Source organism: Pseudomonas sp. YuFO20, from assembly GCF_035064975.1.
Lineage (GTDB): Bacteria > Pseudomonadota > Gammaproteobacteria > Pseudomonadales > Pseudomonadaceae > Aquipseudomonas > Aquipseudomonas putida_AE.
Map to the genome: position 1 here is coordinate 189,612 of NZ_JAXDEO010000002.1, position 17,582 is coordinate 207,193.

Consider the following 17,582-nt stretch of genomic DNA (forward strand, 5'->3'; position numbering starts at 1 on the left):
TCGCTTGAAAATTGGACAATGCAGATTCAGGATTCGTTAGTGCCCGTATCGTAGTGAGGCTTGAGGCCGGTGACTTGACCCTGGACTCCCGCTTCCTGGCGGCGCCGATCGCCGTTCAAAAGGAAATACGACAGCGCCGGAATCAGGATCAGCGCCCCAAGCATGTTCCACAGGAACATGAAGGTCAGCAGAATGCCCATGTCGGCCTGGAACTTGATTGGCGACCAGACCCAGCACACTACGCCGGCGGCCAGGGTGATACCGACCAGCCCGACCACCCGGCCGGTGAAGGCCACGGCCTTGCGATAGGCCTCGGACAGCGACAGCCCCTGGCGCTGGTACTGCAGTTGCACGCTGAGCAGGTACAAGGCGTAGTCCACCCCGATCCCTACGCCCAGGGCAATCACGGGCAAGGTCGCCACCTTCACGCCGATGCCCATGGCCACCATCAAGGCTTCGCAAAGAATCGAGGTCAGCACCAGCGGCAGCAGCGCCACCAGCGTGGCGCGCCAACTGCGGAAGGTGATCAGGCAGAACAGCGTTACCGCCAGATAAACGTAGAGCAGCATGGTGCGGTTGGCCTCGCGTACCACGATGTTGGTGGCCGCTTCGATGCCGGCGTTGCCGGCGGCCAACAGGAACTGGCGATCCTCGCTGCTGTTTTCCCTGGCGAACTGCTCGGCGATCGCCACCACGGCGTCGAGGGTCTCGGCCTTGTGATCCTTGAGGTAGGCGATCACCGGCATCAGCGAGCAGTCAGTGTTGAACAGCTCCGGGGCGTTGACCGAGGCCTGTTGCGCGGCGTAGTTCAGCACGTTTTGATTGCGCTGGATGTTGTTGAGCTTGGGGTTGCCCTCAAAGGTGCCGGCGGTGATCTGGCGCACGGCATTGACCAGTGACACGGTGGTCTGCACCCCCGGGTGCTGCTGCAGCTTCCAGGCCAGGCGGTCGGCCAGGATCAGGGTCTTGTAGTCCAGGCAGCCTTCCGGCGCGGTCTTGATCATCACCGCGAACTGATCGCTGGATAGTGCGTAGTGGCTGGTGATGTAGGCGTTGTCGCGGTTGTAGCGCGAGTCGGCACGCAACTCCGGTGCCCCGCTGTCGAGGTCGCCGATTTTCAGTTGCAGGCTGACCATGAAGCCGCCGATGCCCAGCAACACGGCGACCAGCACGGTGCCGGTGGCCCACTTGCGGGTGGTGAAGCGATCGAGCAAGTCCCAGAGTTTGCCGAAGCCTTTGTGGTGCTCGGCACGGGTGTCGATTTTCAGCGCGCGCTCGGCCGCCTTGCGCCCGACGCCGATATAGGACAGCGCCACCGGCATCAGCAGCAAGGAAGTAAAAATCAGCACTGCCACACCGATGCTGGCGGTGATCGCCAGGTCCTGGATCACCGGAATGTCGATCAGCATCAACACGGCGAAGCCCACCGCATCGGCCAGCAACGCGGTGACGCCAGCGATGAACAGACGGCGAAACGTATAGCGCGCGGCGATCAGCTTATGCGTGCCACGGGCGATGTCCTGCATGATCCCGTTCATCTTCTGCGCCGCGTGGGACACGCCGATGGCGAAGATCAGGAACGGTACCAGCACCGAGTACGGGTCGATGGCATAACCCAGCCAGGCGACGATGCCCAACTGCCAGACCACCGCGATCAGCGAGCAGCCGACCACCAGCAAGGTGCTGCGCACGCAACGGGTATAGGCGTAGATGATCAGCAGCGAGGTGACCACGGCCAGGCCGAAGAACATCATCACCTGGATCAGGCCGTCGATCAGGTCGCCCATCAATTTGGCGAAACCGATCACACGGATCTTGTATTGACCTTTGCCCTCCTCCCCGGCCATGTGCACGGCGTCGCTGGCGAACTCGATCCTGTCGCGCAAGCGCTCTTCGAGCTGGCGGGAAAAGGCGTGGTAGTTGATGCCCTGGCCGGTGGCCGTGGCCTTGTCCAACAGCGGCACGATCAGCATGCTGGACTTGTAGTCGCTGGCCACCAGGCTGCCGACGATGCCGGCACGGTTGATGTTCTGGCGCAGTTGCTCGATGTCCGATGCAGAACCCTGATAACTGTCAGGCATCACCGGGCCGCCCTGGAAGCCTTGCTCGGTAACTTCGGTCCAGCGCACCGCCGAACTCCACAGCGATTTCATCCAGGCGCGGTCGACGCCCTGCATGAGAAACAGCTCGTCATTGACTTGCTTGAGGACCGTCAGGTAGTGCGGATCGAAGATGTCGCCCCGGGTGTTTTCCACCACCACCCGCACCGAGTTGCCCAGGCCGCGCAGCGACTGGCGGTTCTCCAGGTAATTCTGGATGTAGGGCTGGCTCTGCGGAATCATCTTTTCGAAGCTGGGGCGCAGTTCCAGACGGGTCATGGCCATGTAGCCCAGGACCACGGTGGCCAGGGCCATGAGCAGCATGAACAGCGGTCGATGGTTGAACACCAGCCGTTCCAGCAGATTGCCGGAGCGCCGGTCGAAGTCCGGCAGTTCGCGGATCACCGGCAGGGTGTCTTGCTTCAAATTGCCCATGTATGGGTACTCACTCTGGTTCTTATCGTTATTCGACGGGCAGCGTACGCACACCAAGACCGCCAACCAGCACCAGCGCACCATTGACGGCCAATGCGGCACCGGCCACCGGTGACTGTCGGGCTTGCGGCATCAGTTGCAGCGGGGCATTACCCCCTCGGCTCATGAGCATGTGCCCGGCCTGGGTGAACAGCCGGAAGCGGCCGTCGACGTCCAGCGTGGCAGCGGTGACGCTGACCTGCAGGTCATTGTCGAGCCGGGTCCAGCTGAGCCCGCCATCGGCGCTGCGATATACATGACCGCGCAGGCCATAGGCGAGTACTTCGCCGGGCTGGCCGACCACACCGAAAAAGCTGCCCTCATAAGGCGTCTGCAGTGCCATGAAACGCTGGCGGGCGTCATCCCATTTGAGCAGCAGGCCTTGTTCGCCGGCGATGTACAGCGCATCGCCGGTGGAGGTGATGGCGTTGAGGTGGAAACCTTGCGGGTTGTCGGTACGATCCTGGAATGGGGTCCAGGTCTGGCCGCCGTCTTCGGTGCGCAGGATCACGTTGAACACGCCGACCACATAGCCGACCTTGTCGTTGGCGAACCAGACGTCGAGCAGCGGTTTGTCGGCACCCTCCTCCATCAGCCGCTGGCCGTCGGCGGCCAACAGGGCCCATTGCTCGACCTGCGGCTCGGCCTTGGCCAGGGCGCTGTAGTGCTTGAGCATCAGCTCGCCGATCTGGCGGCCATCGAGTTGCCGGGTCCAGGTGACGCCGGCATCGCTGCTGTGCAACACCACGCCGTCATTGCCGACCGCCCAGCCTTGGGTTGCCGAAGGGAAACTCACCGCCGTGAGGTCAGAGCTGACCGGCACGTCGGCCTGCTGCCAGCGCAGGCCGGCGTCATCTGAATAAAGGATATGGCCACGCTGACCCACTGTGACCAGGCGCTGCCCTGCCTGGGTCACCCCGAGCAAGGGACTGCGCTGCACCAGCGCACTCGACTGCGCCGGCAGGTCCAGCACGTCAACGTAGGATGATGCCTGCGCGCCGCCCTGCAGCAATACCAGCAGCATCCCCAGCACCCGTGGCGCGATCTTCTTGTTACAGGAGCCCATGTTGCGCCCTCTTGGCAAAAAGGCGCCGGGTGGTACCTGGGTACGACCCGGCGCAAAAACTGCGCGATCAGCAATCGGCAGTAGCGGCGAAGCTGTCAGCGGATACCGGAACCCGCCAGCGATTCAGGAGACCACTGGGTCTTGCTCAGCGCCTCGCTGTACTTGATGCCGCCGTAGGGGCCTGGAAAGCCGACGGCGCTGTACGTGCCACCGACCAGGTCATAGCTCAGGTAAGGCGAGGCATCCGGCACTTGCTGGTCGTAGCTTTGGCTGAGGAAGGTGAAGACGCCGCGGTAGAGCTGGCCGTTCGCGTCGTATTGGTCGGATGCCAGGGCGACCCAGCTGTCCTCATCCAGGTAGAAGCGGCGCTTGGCGTAAATGTGCCGGGCGCCTGGCTTGAGGGTCGCCTCGACCACCCACACCCGGTGTTTTTCCCAGCGCACGAACTCGGGCGCCAAGTGGTTGGGGGTCATCATCGGCTTCAGATCGTTTTGATAGGTCACACGGTAAGTGTTGTACGGAACGATCATTTCCTGCTTGCCGACCAGCTTCCAGTCGAAGCGGTCCAGGGCACCGTTGAACACAAAGGAATCATCCCAGGTCGAGGCGCCCGCGCTGCCCGGGTTAGGCGTGTCGTAGGCCAAGCTCGGCGCCAGCTTCACGCGGCGCTGGCCCGGCAGGTATTGCCAGCCACGGCGCGGTTGCTCCAGCGGATTGACCGCATCGCGCACCAACACAGCCTCGCCGGCACGACGGGCAGGACCGGTGAAGGCCAGCTTGATCTGGTAATAGGTGTCTGCGGCGGCCAGCGGTTTGGCCAGGTCGTCATAGGCGGCATAGTTGATCTGGGCGATACCGGTGGTGGCCAGGCTGGCGACGCCGGCGGAGTCGACATTCCAGTTGTCGTACTTGGTCTGCAGGTTGACGCCCTGATAACGCAGCAAGTGGTTCCAGATCGCCTCGGCACCGGTCTTGGGGATCGGGAATGGAATGCCTGGCAGCGCATTTTCGATGGAATTGCCGCCTTCGGTGGAGCGTGCCGCCGTGGCATTTTTTACCGTATTGTCCAGCACGCCTTTAGGCAACGCGGCAGTACGGTGGGTCGGGAAAACCTCGATTTTGAAGCTGGGATAACGTTTGGCCAGCTCGGCGGTCACCGCGGTCAGTTGGCCCTTGTACTGGTCGACGTTCTTGCCATCGATCACCAGCAGCGGCTTTTCGGCAGCGAAAGGGTCTGGGCGCAATTTGTCGCCCGCCTTGAAGCCGGCCGGGGGCGTGCTCAGGCCACCTTGATAGGCCGGAATGGAACCGTCGGCATTACCGGCTTTTTCGGCACCGACCTGGGTCAACTGGTTACCCAGTTTGGCGGCTTCAGAGGCATCGACGGCGGCGTGGGCAGGCCCGGCAAGGGCCAGGGCCAGAGAAGCGGCCATCAGGGTATAGGCGAATTTCATCTTGTTGTTCTCCTGCTTTCGCGAGGCTGGGTGAATCAGAAGGTGGTTTTCAGGGTCAGGTAAACCGCGCCCCGGTCCTCGGTGGCACCGGAACCGGAGGCCGAGGCAAGACCGCCCGCATAGCAGGTGTACCGCTGCGTGCCATCAAGGGCGTTAGGGGTCGCACCATCGGTGGCGCCGTCGTTGCAGTCGGTGGTTTTGCCGAAGGCGTCGACGTACTTGAGGTCGACGTAGTACTTGTTGTAGATGGCCGCGCTCACCCCGACCGCGTAGTTGCCGGCATCTTCCGCACCGCCCGCTACCACAGGCGAAACACCGTCGATACCGACGTTGACCGACATTGGCGCGCTCAGGTCCACACCGGGAAACACCTGGTACCAGGTCGGCGTGAAGTTGACGGCGATGCCCCAGTTGTCGCGGGTCGGCTTGTCGACACCGCGATAGGTGTCTTCGCCCTTGTAGAGCGCCTTGTTCTTGCTATCGAGGCTCAACAGGTTGCTGTAATACAGCTCGCCCAACAGGGTCGCCGAATCGAACAGCGGCGTGTCGGCGATGGCGACCAGGCCGTTGATGGTCCAGTGCAGTGTGTCGCCCGTGGCGGCCAGGCTGTCACCGTCGCGTGGCACATCGGTGATCACGCCGGTACCCGGATTACGCGCCGGCAGCAAGCCAAGCCCGGCCTGCAAGCCGCCAGGCCCTGCGGCGCTGATGATTGCCGGAATGCTGGCCAGCGGCATGTTGTGGCGAATGTTCAAGTCACTGCCGATGCTGACGCCGCCCACTTCCTTGGACAGGCTCAGGCCGAAGATGTCGATGTCATCGCCATAAGCGAATTCATAGGTGGCGGTGCCGATCGAGTTACGCAGCCCTGCCACTCCCCCGACACTGGTCAAGCCTCGGGTGTCGAGAACAGCTTGCGGGAGGATGTCCGAAGTCTTGCGATAGTAGGCACCCAGGGTTCCGTCCAGCCACTCGGGCGACCATTTGAGCATCAGGCCCCAGTCCCCGCGGTTGTCCGGGGTGTAGTCATGCCCGCGTCGAACGGTGGTCAGCGTGCCGTTCGGCCCCGCCAGTCCCGCACCGCCGGTATGCCCCAGGAGGAATGACTGAGCGCCGAAGCCCACCACGTCGGACCCACTGTAGAAGGTCCCTGCCTCAGGCAAGCGCGCGCCTTCCCAATCGAGGAAATACTGGGCGCCGAAGGTCAGTTCGGGGTTGAGGGTAAAGGTCGTGGAGATCTGGTTGCGTGGAACGAACAGCTCCTTGGCTTCGGTACCGGGCGATGCGGCCGCCTTTGCCAGGTCGAGGGACGCCTGGCCATAGCTCAGCGAATGCACCGGACTGAGTACCGTCTCGCCCCAGAACACGTTGTGCTGGCCAGCCTTGATACTGAGCTGGGAATCGTCGCCCACCTGGGTGTTGTAGAACACGAAGGCATCGAGCACTTCACCGGACGGCCCGTTGTAGTAGCGCTGGGCATAGTTGCTCAGGTGCGGGCTGCCAAACACGGCCGGCGCGCCTGGACGACCGCCAAACCCGGCGATCGAAGAATAATCGTCGTTGCCATTGGGGAACGGGTTGGCGTTCGAGCCGGTATTTTCATATGCCTTGTCGTACCAGCTCGCCGTGCTGACACGAAAACCGGTCTTGTTCTGGTAGACCACATCCAGCTCGGTCAGCAGGTCGACACGGTTGGTGATGTTGGTGCCGGATTTGCGGAAGTTGTAATCACCGTCGTTACTGTTGGGCGTACCCAGGATGCGCGTGTCGGCACTTTCCGTCCGCACGCCATAGTTGTACTTGACGGTGTTGTCGAAACGGACCGACCAGTCCTCGCTACCGGTATCCAGCTCGAAAGCGTGGGCAGCCGGCAGGCTCGAGGCCAGGATAGCCGTGGCGAGCAATTGGCGTCGCGCAGACAGGAGATTGCGACTCTTCATCGGGTGATACACCTTTATTGTTTTTGTTGTGGCTTGAGGTCAGCCATGGCGGCTGACGACGGGTAATTGGGGTCGTGCTACGGGTGGGGTTAGCGCTGATCCCGGAATTCACTTTAAGAAAATCGCTGTGAACCGGATTGACTTGCCGGGGCATGGGTTTGACATTTCGGGACGCCGGACAGGCGGTCGTTAAAACCGGTCAGGCCGGCCGGTCGCCCCATCATCGAGCGGCATGCGCAAGACCTGTGGATGGGATACAGCCGCGAGAGATTGGTTGGCTATCAGGATGCCTTCGCCGGCAAGCCGGCTCCTACAGTTGATTGGGGACAGCTGCGAGAGATTGGCTGGCTGTCAGGACGCCTTCGCCGGCAAGCCGGCTCCTACAGTTGATTGGGGACAGTCGCGAGAGATTGGCTGGCTGTCAGGACGCCTTCGCCGGCAAGCCGGCTCCTACAGTTGATTGGGGACAGCCGCGAGAGATTGGTTGGCGGTCAGGACGCCTTCGCCGGCAAGCCGGCTCCTACAGTGGGACATCGAGCGGTCAGGTGAAGGAATCGCTGGCGAGCTGTTTGTTGCGGTTGCGCCATTCCCGTGGTGCACAGCCGAATTCGGCGCAGAACCAGCGCGTGAATGAGGTGGGAACCGTATAACCGAGCATCATCCCCACACGCTGCAGGGAATAGTTGCGGTTTTCCATGTAGCGCAGCGCCAGTTCGCGACGTACCGCGTTGAGCAACGCGGAAAATGTCAGGCCTTCTTCGTCGAGTTCCCGTTGCAGGGTTCGCACGCTGACCGCTTGGGCGTAAGCCACCTGATGGATAGTGGCGCGTCCAACCGGCATCAACAGATAGATCGCCTTGCGCACGTCGAAAATCACCGAGCGTTCGTTGGCGCCTGCCATCGAGTCCATGAACTGACGGGCATAGCCGGCCATCGCCAGGTCGGCCTGTGGGTTGAGTTGATCGATGTCCTCCTTACTGCAAAAGATGCCATCGAATTCGGCGTCGAACACCACCCGGCAGCGGAAGAATCGCGTGTGTTCATGCGCACTTGCCGGCGCTTCATGGCTGAAATGAACACTCTGCGGATTCCACTGGTTGCCCATGACCGACTTGCACGTACGGTGCAGGATACCAATGGCCAGTTCGGTGGCTTGACGCTTGGGCATGCCCGCCTCTGCCATGATCTCCTCGCGGATCAGCACCATATTGCCCGTGGTCTCCAGGTTCATGGCCAGCGTCCGGTTGAGCAGGTGCCGATACTCGATACTGGTCAGCAACATGTCCCGCAGCGTGCGCTGATGGCTGAGCAGCAAACTGACCACTCCGATATCCGACATGCGCCGCGCTTGTGCCATGCGCAAGCCAAAGGTCGGGCACGCTGAACGCTCGGCGGAATTCTCCAGCAGCCTGAGCGCCGCATCCAGCGGCAGCAAGGATTCCGGGTCGTCGAGCAGGGTTGGCAGCAAGCCTACGTCACGCAGCATCTCGCCGGGATTCAGAGCCAGAGTCTGCGCCACCTCCATGTAGTGCTTGAGCGTTGCAGCTCTTACGAACGCGTCCATCTCATCTCCCTTGCCTGATGTTTACCGCCTGCAATCGATTATATGGCACCGATTGCCAGCACCGCGGTTCCTGGCACGAAATGAAAGCTTTTTGGCATGACATGAGAAGTTTGCAGCGGTCAGCTGGCCCAGAGTGAAAGCCATAAACCCGCGTCACAAAAACAACAACAGATTGGAGTCATGCATGAACTTTCTCGACGGATCCCTGCACCCCGAAAATCAACAGAAGCTCGTCATCACCGTTGCTCCCTACGCGCCGGAGTGGATGCCTTCGGACTTCCCGGAAGACATCCCCGTCACCATGGCAGAGCAGGTGCAGATGGCGGTCGACTGCTACAACGCCGGCGCTACTGTGCTTCACCTGCATGTCCGTGAGCTCGATGGTAAAGGCTCCAAGCGACTGTCCAAGTTCAATGAACTGATCGCCGGCGTACGAGAAGCGGTACCGGACATGATCATTCAGGTCGGTGGCTCGATTTCCTTCGCCCCGGAAGGTGACAGCGACGTCGCCAAATGGCTCTCCGATGACACCCGCCACATGCTTGCCGAACTCTCGCCCAAGCCCGACCAGGTGACGATTGCCATCAACAGCAACCAGATGAACATCGTCGAGCAGATGTGCGAGGCCGATCTTGCCGGCACCAGCATTGCCACACCAGAGATCTATCGCGCCTACCGCGAAATGACCATTCCGGCCGGCCCGGAATGGGTTGAAGAGCACATCAAGCGCCTCTCGGCAGCTGGCATTCAGACGCAATTCCAGCTCGGCAACATCCCCTCGTTCGAAACAGTCGAGCGCATGATGCGCCGTGGCGTCTGCAACGTGCCGTTGGTCCTGACCTGGGTGGCGATTGGTGGTGGCTCCGACGCGCCCAACCTCTACAACCTGGCGAACTTCGTGCGTGCCTGTCCGGACGGTGCCGTGCTGACTCTGGAAACCGCCATGCTCAATGTCTTGCCGCTGAACGTGATGGCGATTGCCATGGGCATGCATGTGCGTTGCGGCACCGAGGACAACCTTTGGACCCAGGGCCGTGATCGCAAGATGAGCAACGTCGAGCAGATCGAGCAACTGGTGCGCATTTCCCGGGAAATGGGTCGTGAAGTGGCCAATGGCAAAGAAGCCCGCGAGATCTACAAGATCGGCACGTTCTACAAGGACGCCGACGAGACGCTGGCCGAGAACGGCTTTGCGCCGAACCGTCAATCCGGTCAGAAAGGCTTTACCCAATTCGGCTGAGCTCACCCTGCGGGGGGCACGCTTGCCAGACCGGCGTGCGTCCCGCAAACCCCGCAACACGTCATTTCAAGAGCTGCGAATTGCACGCGGCCGTAACAAGAGGAAAGACTCCGTGACTTTGCATGCACCAATGGAAGTACGCAGTGACACCTGGCGACGCGTCGCAAGGCCCTACGCCTGGGTGGTCTTCGCCCTCACCTTCGGCCTGCTGCTGTCAGACTTCATGTCGCGGCAGGTGCTGACGGTGGTTTTTCCGCAGCTCAAGGCCGAATGGGGCCTCTCGGATTCCGAGCTGGGCGCGCTGTCCGGCGTCGTCGCCATTGCCGTCGGTGTGCTGGCCTTTCCGCTGTCGGTGGTCGCCGATCGCCTGGGACGCATCCGCAGCCTCATTCTGATGGCGGCGATCTGGAGCCTGGCCACCCTGATGTGCGGTTTCGCCTCCGACTATCAGGAAATGTTCGTCGCGCGCTTCTTCATCGGCGTCGGCGAAGCGGCCTATGGCAGCGTCGGACTGGCCGTGGTACTGAGCATCTTTCCACCGCAGCAGCGGTCCACGGTCACGGGGGCCTTTCTGGCCGGGAGCATGGTTGGTTCCGTGCTCGGCATTGGCCTGGGCGGAGTGCTCGCGAGCCATTTTGGCTGGCGAGCGTCCTTTGTGGGCATGGCCATCTATGGCATTGGGCTGACGGTCGTGTACGCGTTGGTCGTGCGCCCTGGCCGCCTTGAATCGCCACGCACTCGCTCGGGCTCGAGCCCGGCCAAGGCTCATCCTCCACTGAGCAGCCTGTTCTCGACGTCGTCGGTGCTGAGCATCTACATCGGTAGCGGCCTGCAGTTGTTCGCCATCGCCGCCTTGCTGACGTGGTTGCCCAGCTATCTGAATCGCTTCTACGACATGCCGCTGACCAGCGCCGGTGCCATCGCCGCCCTCTTCATGCTTTGCACGGCGGTCGGCATGCCACTGTGCGGCGCCATCGCCGACCGGCTTTGCAACGGTTCGCCAACCCGCAAGATCCGCTTGACCATGGGCTATTGCCTGCTCTGCAGTGCGCTGTTGACCCTGGCCTTTGCGCTGCCGGTGGGTATTGCTCAACTGGTGATGATCGGCCTGGCGATGTTCGTGGGCGGCGGCATCGTCGGCCCCTCCGGCACCATGGTCGCCGACCTGACGCCGCCAGCCCTGCACAGCACCGCCATGGCCACACTGGCCATTGCCAACAACCTGCTGGGCATGGCCCCGGGCCCTTTCGTCACCGGCTTGCTCGCCGATCGCATTGGCCTGGCCTCGGCCCTGCAACTGCTGCCCCTGGCGGGGATTGCCGCCGCGTTGGTGCTGATGGTCGGGGTTCGCAACTATCGCACTGATCTTGAGCGCATCTGCCCGCAACCCTGTTCCTGATCGGGCGCCATCGCAAGCGCCAGTCGCCGGCCAAGCCCCGCCACACTCTGGAGGCAAAACATGACGCATACCCTGGATGTGCCCGGTTCCGTTGACCTGGGCATCGGCAAGCGCGCTCGCGTGCGATCCGACGGCATCGATATCGCAGTGTTCAACATCGATGGCCAGATTTACGCCATCGACGACAGTTGCCCCCACAGCGGCGCCTCGCTGTTGTTCGGCAAACTCGAGGGTCGCTTCGTGCGATGCCCCGCCCATGGCCTGAGCTTCGACCTCGCCACTGGCTGCATGCGCGGTGGTGGCATGAACGTGCGCGCCTATCCGGTAGAGGTCGTCGACGAACGCATTCGTATCACTCTGCCCCAACCCATCACCCGCCACCAATAACTTCAATAGCAGGTTGATCATGACCACACCCTTCACTCCCCCTCGTCATTGGCAACAGAGTTACGACGCCCGCGTGCCTGCCGATATCAACCCGGATGCCTGTCCTACCGTTGTCGCCATGGCCGAACTGGCCATGCAGCGTTATGCCAGCCACACCGCCTTCCACTGCTTCAAGCGTTCACTCAGCTATGGCGATGTAGACCAGCAGTCACGCGCAATGGCTGCCTACCTGCAGCACCTGGGCGTGCAGCGCGGGGATCGTATCGCGGTCATGCTGCCCAATATCCCGGCGTTTCCAGTCGCCATGTTCGGTATCCTGCGGGCCGGTGCAGCCCAGGTTAATGTCAACCCGACGTACACCCCGCAGGAGCTCTTGCACCAGCTCAATGACGCCGGGGTCCAGACCATTGTCATCATCGCCAGTGCCCTCCCTGCGCTGGAATCGATACTGGTCAGCACCACCATCAGGAAAGTCATCGTGGTCCACCCCGGCGACACCCTGGACGGGCCCGTGGGGAACGGCGAGTTCGACCTCCCCTCCTCGCCGGCCTTTCCGATAACGCGTTTCACCGATGCCCTGCACGAGGGCGGCCAGCTGGCGTTGACACCGGTCGAGCTGACGGGCGACGACTTGCTCTTTCTGCAGTACACCGGGGGTACCACGGGCCCCTCGAAAGGTGCGGCGCTGTCACACCGCAATCTGATCGCCAACATCCTGCAGGCGCGTGCTTTTCTGCCTGACATGTTCGACACCGAGGGTGCCAACGTGGTGGTGACAGCGCTACCGCTGTTCCACGTGTTCGCCCTGACGATCAATCTGCTGATCGGTTTTTCGGCCGGCGCCGAGAACTGGCTGGTCCCCGATGCGCGTAACAGCGATGACCTGGTCGACACACTGATCAACGCCCGGCCGACGCTGTTGACCGGGGTCAATACGCTGTATGGCGCGCTGGTCCGCCATCCGCGCATCGGTGAAGTGGATTTCTCGCGCCTGCGCCTGGCCATTGGCGGCGGCGCGGCGGTTCTGCCGGCCACCTCCACACAGTGGAAGACCATCACCGGGCAGGAAATCCTCGAAGGCTACGGCCTCTCCGAGACGTCGGCCATCTTGTGCCTGAACGTCATGGGACGCAGCCAGTTTTCGGCGGCTGTGGGCTTGCCCCTGCCTTCGACCGACATCGTGCTGCTCAAGGACGATGATCAACCCGCCACCCTCGGCGAGGCCGGGGAAATTTGCGCCAAGGGGCCGCAGATCATGTCCGGTTACTGGCAAAAAGCCACTGCCAATGCCAAGGCGTTTACCGCCGATGGTTACTTTCGCACCGGAGACATTGGCATCTTTGCCGCCGATGGTTTGCTCAAGATCGTCGATCGCAAAAAGGACTTGATCATTGTCTCGGGTTTCAACGTCTACCCCAACGAAGTGGAGGTCGTTGTCGCCAGTTGCCCAGGCGTCAGCGAATGCGCGGTGATCGGCATGCCGGATGAGCGCAGTGGTGAATCCGTCTGCCTTTACGTCGTCAAGGCGGCCAACGCCACACTCGACGAAGCCACGCTGGTCCAGCACTGCCGCGCACACCTTGCGGCCTACAAGGTACCGCGCCAGGTGCGGTTCCTGACGGCACTGCCCAAGTCCACGGTGGGCAAGATATTGCGCAAGGATTTGCGCGTACTCGCCACCGCGGGCAGTTCGCCTGAATCGATCCTGGTCGGATGAACGACGCTACGCCGGGTCCATGGCGCCCTGCTCGACCCGGCAATCCAGCGGCCGAATCTGGCATCAATTGAAAGGTCGCTGGCATCAAATGAGAAGTTCTCCAGCGGCCATCGCCTTAGAGTGAATCATCTGCCGCACTGGCAGTTGCTCACCTCCCCATGGCATCGCCTGCGAGGACAAAACTCCATGAGCTCTATCGCTCTCGTCAATATTCACCCCCGCGCACTCGACCTTGCGCCGGGTTTTTTCGTCAGCGTGATCGTTGCCATCGCGGCGACCTTCCTCGCCGAGCACTATGGCGCACCGGTCATGCTGTTCGCGCTGCTGCTCGGTATCGCGATGAATTTTCTGGCCGGCGATGGCAAGTTCGTGCACAGGGCGCGGACGCCACTGGCAAGTGCCCTCCGCTGCTGCCCATGTTCGCCGTGGGCTTCCTGCTCCTGGCCTGTATCAACAGCACCGGCTGGATCGCGCCGGCGGTGCAAGGCTTTGTCAACGAACTGTCGCGCTGGTGCCTGGTGATCTCCATCAGCGCCCTGGGCATGAAGACGCAGCTCAAGGAACTCGCCACGATCGGCCTCAAGCCAATCCTGCTGATGGTCGGGGAAACCGTATTTCTGGTCGGGCTGGTGCTGCTGTTGCTGCACTGGGGATTGTAAAGCGCGGACAAGCGAAGGCCGATCCGGCCTTCGCATCAGAGCTGGAGGAGTCGTGATGATTTCAGAATGTGCCTTGTACCGGTCCCTCGTCGGCGAGTCTTTTGGCTTCCTCGATGAGGATCGGTGCGCCGAGCGCCATGCTGTGAATGCCCAGTATCGAGGTCAGCTGCAGCACCGCGAGGATTTCCTCGATGGTGACGCCCAGTTCCAGTGCCTTGCGGATGTGGCGACGCACGCCCGGGGCATACATGTGGGTACAGGAGGCATCGACGGCGATGGCGATCAATTCGAAGGTCTTGGGTTCCAATACCCCTTTGCGTATCGGGTGTGTGGCCATGCCGAAGAATTTTTCCACCCATTGCGCATCCAGCTCGGTCAGTGAGTCCCAGGCGGGATTCCAGTTGCCGGTTTCACGCATGGCATCGCAGGTTGGGGTGTCGGTCCGGGTTTGATCTTCGTTCATCTGCAGTTCCTCAAGGTTGAGTGGTTGCTTTCAACTCTAAGCATTCCAGTGCCCCTCGTATTGACTCCAGGGGGCACGGGCATGACATCTCGGGACATGTGCAACGTATGGGTAACGCCTCAATGAAAGGTCTTGTTCGCAGTGCCAGCCTCACTAATTACGCGGAAATTGCCCGCTCGATGAACGTCGATCCCATGCAGCAATTGCGTGCTGTCGGTCTTGAGCCGCGCTGCTTGCTGCAGCCAGACCTGAAAATTTCCATCGATGCGGTGGCGCGGTTGCTGGACAGTTCGGCGCGGCAAGCCGGCGTGGAAGATTTCGGCCTGCGCCTGGCGGAAAGTCGCAAAGCCTCCAATCTCGGGCCCCTGGCACTGCTGTGGCGCGAGCCAACTCTGCGCTCGGCTTTGAAAGCGCTTCAGGAATTTCTTTATCTGCACAATCAGGGGCTGGTCCTGGAGATTGAAGAAAACGCCGGCGTGGCGGTGCTGCGGCTTGAACTGGTGACCGTGAGCCACTTGTTCGTACGCCAGTCCGTAGAGTTGGCGGTAGCGGTGACTCACCGGATGCTCAAGACCCTGCTGGGTGACCACTGGCACCCAACCGCCGTGTGTTTTCGCCACTGCGCGCCACGGGAAGATGGCCGGCATCAGCGTGTGTTTGGTACCGCGGTACAGTTCAACTGCTTGCTCGATGGCATTGTCTGTCGCAGCAGTGATCTGGATCGCGCCCTGCCCAGTGCCGATCCGGAAATGGCCCGGCACGTTCATCAGTACCTGAAAAGCATTCACGAAGATTCCAGGACCGCCGTGCTGGAACAGGTGCACCAGATGATCTGGACCCTGCTGCCTACCGGGCGCTGCTCCGTAGAACAGGTGGCGGCCCACCTTGGACGTGACCGCCGGACGCTGCACCGGCAACTGACGCGCGAGGGTGCAACGTTCTCTTCGCTGCTGGATCAAGTGCGCAGGGAACTGGCCACCCGTTACCTGGCAAACCCCCACCATCCCTTGAGCGAAATTGCCGGAGTCCTCGGCTTTTCCGAATTGAGCGCCTTCTCCCGCTGGTTCAGTCGGCTGTTCGCCTGCAGTCCGTCATCCTTTCGGCGTTTCAATGCTCTTTGACTTTTTTGATATGAAGGATGATCCAAGCAAGAATCCCGATCGCGAGCGGCGCCATGGCGAACATGGCCTCGCGCGGGGTCAGCTCGACGCCGAGCAGGTGCAGCCCCGAGTAACCGAGCTTGAGGAGACTGAGCAGGTAGTAGCTGATGGCAATGATCGACAGGCCTTCCACGGCGCGCTGGATCTTGATCTGCGCGTCGGCGCGGGCGTTCAGGCTCTTGAGGATTTCCGAGTTTTGTTCTTCCATTTCGACCTGGACCCGTGCCTGCAGCAGATCGCCCAGGTTGGCCACGCTTTCGGCCAGATGCTCCAGTCGCTGCTCGGTGGCGGTGCAGTACCGGACGGTGGGCTTGAAGCGGCGTTCGATGAACACGCCAAGGCGCTGGCAATCACCCACATGACTTTCGCGCAATTCACCCAGGCGCTCGAACACCAACTGGGCATAGGCCTGGGTGGCACTGAAGCGGTGGCGGGTTTTCGCGGTGCTGCTGACCACCTGGGCAGACAGGTTGGAAATATCCGCCAGCAGGGCTTTGGCATTACTGCCGTCGGGGTCGGCGTTACGTTCCGAGAGGGTGACCAGGGTCTTGTCAAAGACATCCAGCTGCGCGCTCACTTCCTTGGCCATGGTCAGGGATAACGAGGCCATCATCCGGTAGGTCTCGATTTCCAGCAGGCGGCGGATCATCCGGCCCTGGCGGTACGCGTTCAGGCGCCGGTTGATGAACAACAGGTGGTTGCTGCCATCCTCGCTGATCCGAAAATCGCTCCAGACCACTGCATCGCCACCCCCCACGCAGGAACCGCACGGGTCCTTGAAGCCGTAGCGCGACAGCTCCAGCTGCGCTTCGCCGCGTACCACGATCTGCACCGAATTGATCAGCGCCGGCAAATGCGCCTGGATTTTTTGCGCCAGTACGTCGGGCAGCGCCGTCCAGGACAGCTCATCGCTGGAGGAAGTGACCACCAGGGTCAGGGTGAAAAACTCGGCATGGCGCTCCCATTTCAGCGCGTGGCCGTCGAGCTGGGTAATGCCCTGGACGGCAGTCAGATCGAGGCCGGCCAGGCAGCACTCCTGAAGAAAGGCATTGCACACCTGTTCGCTGCCGAGGAAAGCCAGGTGAAACACATGGGCCGGTTCATCGAAATACAGTGACGGGCGCGCGTGCAGTTCGTTGTGCAGGCTTTGACGTAACGGGTGCATGGGGTATGACCGTGTTGGAGTTGTTTTGGGTGGGACAGGTTCATGGCCCCACGAGTCACTACCGCAGGCTGCGATCTTTCAAGGCGACACCTGTTTCTGATCCCGCACCGCCCGCCTGACCTCGGCCTGTATGGCATAAGCCGGCGCCTCCACGGCATTGAAGTCCTGTGTATAGCGCTGGGCAAATCCGTCTACCCCCCATTCCTGGTACTGCTGCACATGCTTCAATTCGTGGGCCCAGAGCGCGACGTTCTGTTCGGCGGTTTCGGCGTCGCGAAAGAGGATGATGTCGATCAATGTCACGGCACCGACGTCGGGGTTTTGCAGCATGGCGGTGGCGGCGCTGAACTGGCCGTTTTCGCTGACTTTGTAGCGCGCGGCATCGAGGACGCCAGGGTCGTACCAGCGCAGCAGTTGTAAACGGATCTGCGGTGGAATGGGTTGGGTGCCGGCGATGGCTGCTTCGGCGCGGGCCTGGGTCAGCCACAGCGCGAGGGCCGGCCCGGCGATCTGGTAGATGTCGTCAGGCAATGGCAGGCAGATGCAACCGTCCAGGCACACCTGCTTCTCGCCGGCCGGGCAGGCGCTGGTCTGGGCGGGTATTTCAAGTGTCAGGCACAGAAACAGGAGTGCCAGCCATGGTGAGAAGGCGGAATGTTGAGCCAAGGTTTTTTTACTTCCTGTCGAAGTTGGCAATCACCTCAAGAATATTGAATTCTACCCAATCACTCGCGGCCGTACCCGATCCACTACTGTAGGCGCCGGCTTGCTGGCGATGGCGATCCCACCGACGCC

At 61.7% G+C, this 17,582-nt stretch carries 14 protein-coding genes and 1 pseudogene; 6 read left to right on the plus strand and 9 right to left on the minus strand.

Translation table 11 applies throughout. From position 1 onward, the window contains the following. Positions 1-26 precede the first annotated feature (26 nt). The 5 genes from SOP85_RS02190 to SOP85_RS02210 all read right to left on the minus strand — a co-directional run bounded on the left by SOP85_RS02190 (position 27) and on the right by SOP85_RS02210 (position 8,597). Positions 27-2,534: an efflux RND transporter permease subunit gene (locus tag SOP85_RS02190; RefSeq protein WP_323625943.1), complete on the minus strand. Its 2,508-nt coding sequence runs from the start codon at positions 2,532-2,534 to the stop codon at positions 27-29. 28 nt (positions 2,535-2,562) lie between these two features. Then, positions 2,563-3,639, minus strand: coding sequence for a WD40/YVTN/BNR-like repeat-containing protein (locus tag SOP85_RS02195; protein WP_323625944.1), 1,077 nt, complete (start codon positions 3,637-3,639; stop codon positions 2,563-2,565). A 95-nt stretch (positions 3,640-3,734) separates the two neighbouring features. Next, on the minus strand, positions 3,735-5,093 hold the full coding sequence (locus SOP85_RS02200; RefSeq protein WP_274075320.1) for a DUF1329 domain-containing protein: 1,359 nt from the start codon (positions 5,091-5,093) through the stop codon (positions 3,735-3,737). Positions 5,094-5,128: 35 nt separating this feature from the next. Next, positions 5,129-7,033: a DUF1302 domain-containing protein gene (locus SOP85_RS02205; protein ID WP_323625945.1), complete on the minus strand. Its 1,905-nt coding sequence runs from the start codon at positions 7,031-7,033 to the stop codon at positions 5,129-5,131. A 541-nt stretch (positions 7,034-7,574) separates the two neighbouring features. Then, positions 7,575-8,597 carry an AraC family transcriptional regulator gene (locus tag SOP85_RS02210; RefSeq protein ID WP_323608178.1) on the minus strand — a complete coding sequence of 341 codons (1,023 nt, stop codon included), beginning with the start codon at positions 8,595-8,597 and terminating at the stop codon, positions 7,575-7,577. Between the two features lie 184 nt (positions 8,598-8,781). Between SOP85_RS02210 and SOP85_RS02215 the strand changes: the two genes are divergently transcribed. The 4 genes from SOP85_RS02215 to SOP85_RS02230 all read left to right on the plus strand — a co-directional run bounded on the left by SOP85_RS02215 (position 8,782) and on the right by SOP85_RS02230 (position 13,340). Continuing rightward, on the plus strand, positions 8,782-9,837 hold the full coding sequence (locus SOP85_RS02215) for a 3-keto-5-aminohexanoate cleavage protein (RefSeq protein ID WP_274075323.1): 1,056 nt from the start codon (positions 8,782-8,784) through the stop codon (positions 9,835-9,837). Positions 9,838-9,967: 130 nt separating this feature from the next. Beyond that, the gene (locus SOP85_RS02220) at positions 9,968-11,236 is read left to right on the plus strand and encodes an MFS transporter (RefSeq protein WP_408601109.1); all 1,269 of its coding nucleotides are present in this window, start codon (positions 9,968-9,970) and stop codon (positions 11,234-11,236) included. Positions 11,237-11,296: 60 nt separating this feature from the next. Continuing rightward, entirely contained in the window at positions 11,297-11,623 is a 327-nt protein-coding gene (locus SOP85_RS02225) for a Rieske (2Fe-2S) protein (protein WP_274075324.1), read from the plus strand. A 19-nt stretch (positions 11,624-11,642) separates the two neighbouring features. Further along, on the plus strand, positions 11,643-13,340 hold the full coding sequence (locus SOP85_RS02230) for an AMP-binding protein (RefSeq protein ID WP_323625947.1): 1,698 nt from the start codon (positions 11,643-11,645) through the stop codon (positions 13,338-13,340). An 84-nt stretch (positions 13,341-13,424) separates the two neighbouring features. Here the strand turns inward: SOP85_RS02230 and SOP85_RS31320 are convergent, their stop codons facing one another. Beyond that, complete coding sequence (locus SOP85_RS31320) at positions 13,425-13,715, minus strand: hypothetical protein (protein WP_442967749.1); 291 nt, start codon at positions 13,713-13,715, stop codon at positions 13,425-13,427. Between SOP85_RS31320 and SOP85_RS31325 the strand changes: the two are divergent. Continuing rightward, positions 13,709-13,999 (plus strand): annotated as a pseudogene (locus SOP85_RS31325) (putative sulfate exporter family transporter); the annotation flags it as partial. The gene SOP85_RS31320 and the pseudogene SOP85_RS31325 overlap by 7 nt on opposite strands. Before the next feature lie 61 nt (positions 14,000-14,060). Here SOP85_RS31325 and SOP85_RS02240 read toward each other — a convergent pair. After that, positions 14,061-14,462, minus strand: a complete 402-nt coding sequence (locus SOP85_RS02240) for a carboxymuconolactone decarboxylase family protein (RefSeq protein WP_274075326.1) — start codon at positions 14,460-14,462, stop codon at positions 14,061-14,063. A 122-nt stretch (positions 14,463-14,584) separates the two neighbouring features. Here SOP85_RS02240 and SOP85_RS02245 point away from each other — a divergent pair, with 122 nt between their 5' ends. Continuing rightward, positions 14,585-15,583 carry an AraC family transcriptional regulator gene (locus SOP85_RS02245; protein ID WP_274075327.1) on the plus strand — a complete coding sequence of 333 codons (999 nt, stop codon included), beginning with the start codon at positions 14,585-14,587 and terminating at the stop codon, positions 15,581-15,583. Here the strand turns inward: SOP85_RS02245 and SOP85_RS02250 are convergent. Together SOP85_RS02250 and SOP85_RS02255 are read right to left on the minus strand one after the other, a co-directional pair. After that, positions 15,570-16,787 carry a DUF3422 domain-containing protein gene (locus SOP85_RS02250; RefSeq protein ID WP_323625948.1) on the minus strand — a complete coding sequence of 406 codons (1,218 nt, stop codon included), beginning with the start codon at positions 16,785-16,787 and terminating at the stop codon, positions 15,570-15,572. The two genes, SOP85_RS02245 and SOP85_RS02250, sit on opposite strands and share 14 nt — an antisense overlap. A gap of 78 nt (positions 16,788-16,865) precedes the next feature. Next, positions 16,866-17,453 carry an eCIS core domain-containing protein gene (locus SOP85_RS02255; RefSeq protein ID WP_323625949.1) on the minus strand — a complete coding sequence of 196 codons (588 nt, stop codon included), beginning with the start codon at positions 17,451-17,453 and terminating at the stop codon, positions 16,866-16,868. Positions 17,454-17,582 lie beyond the last annotated feature (129 nt).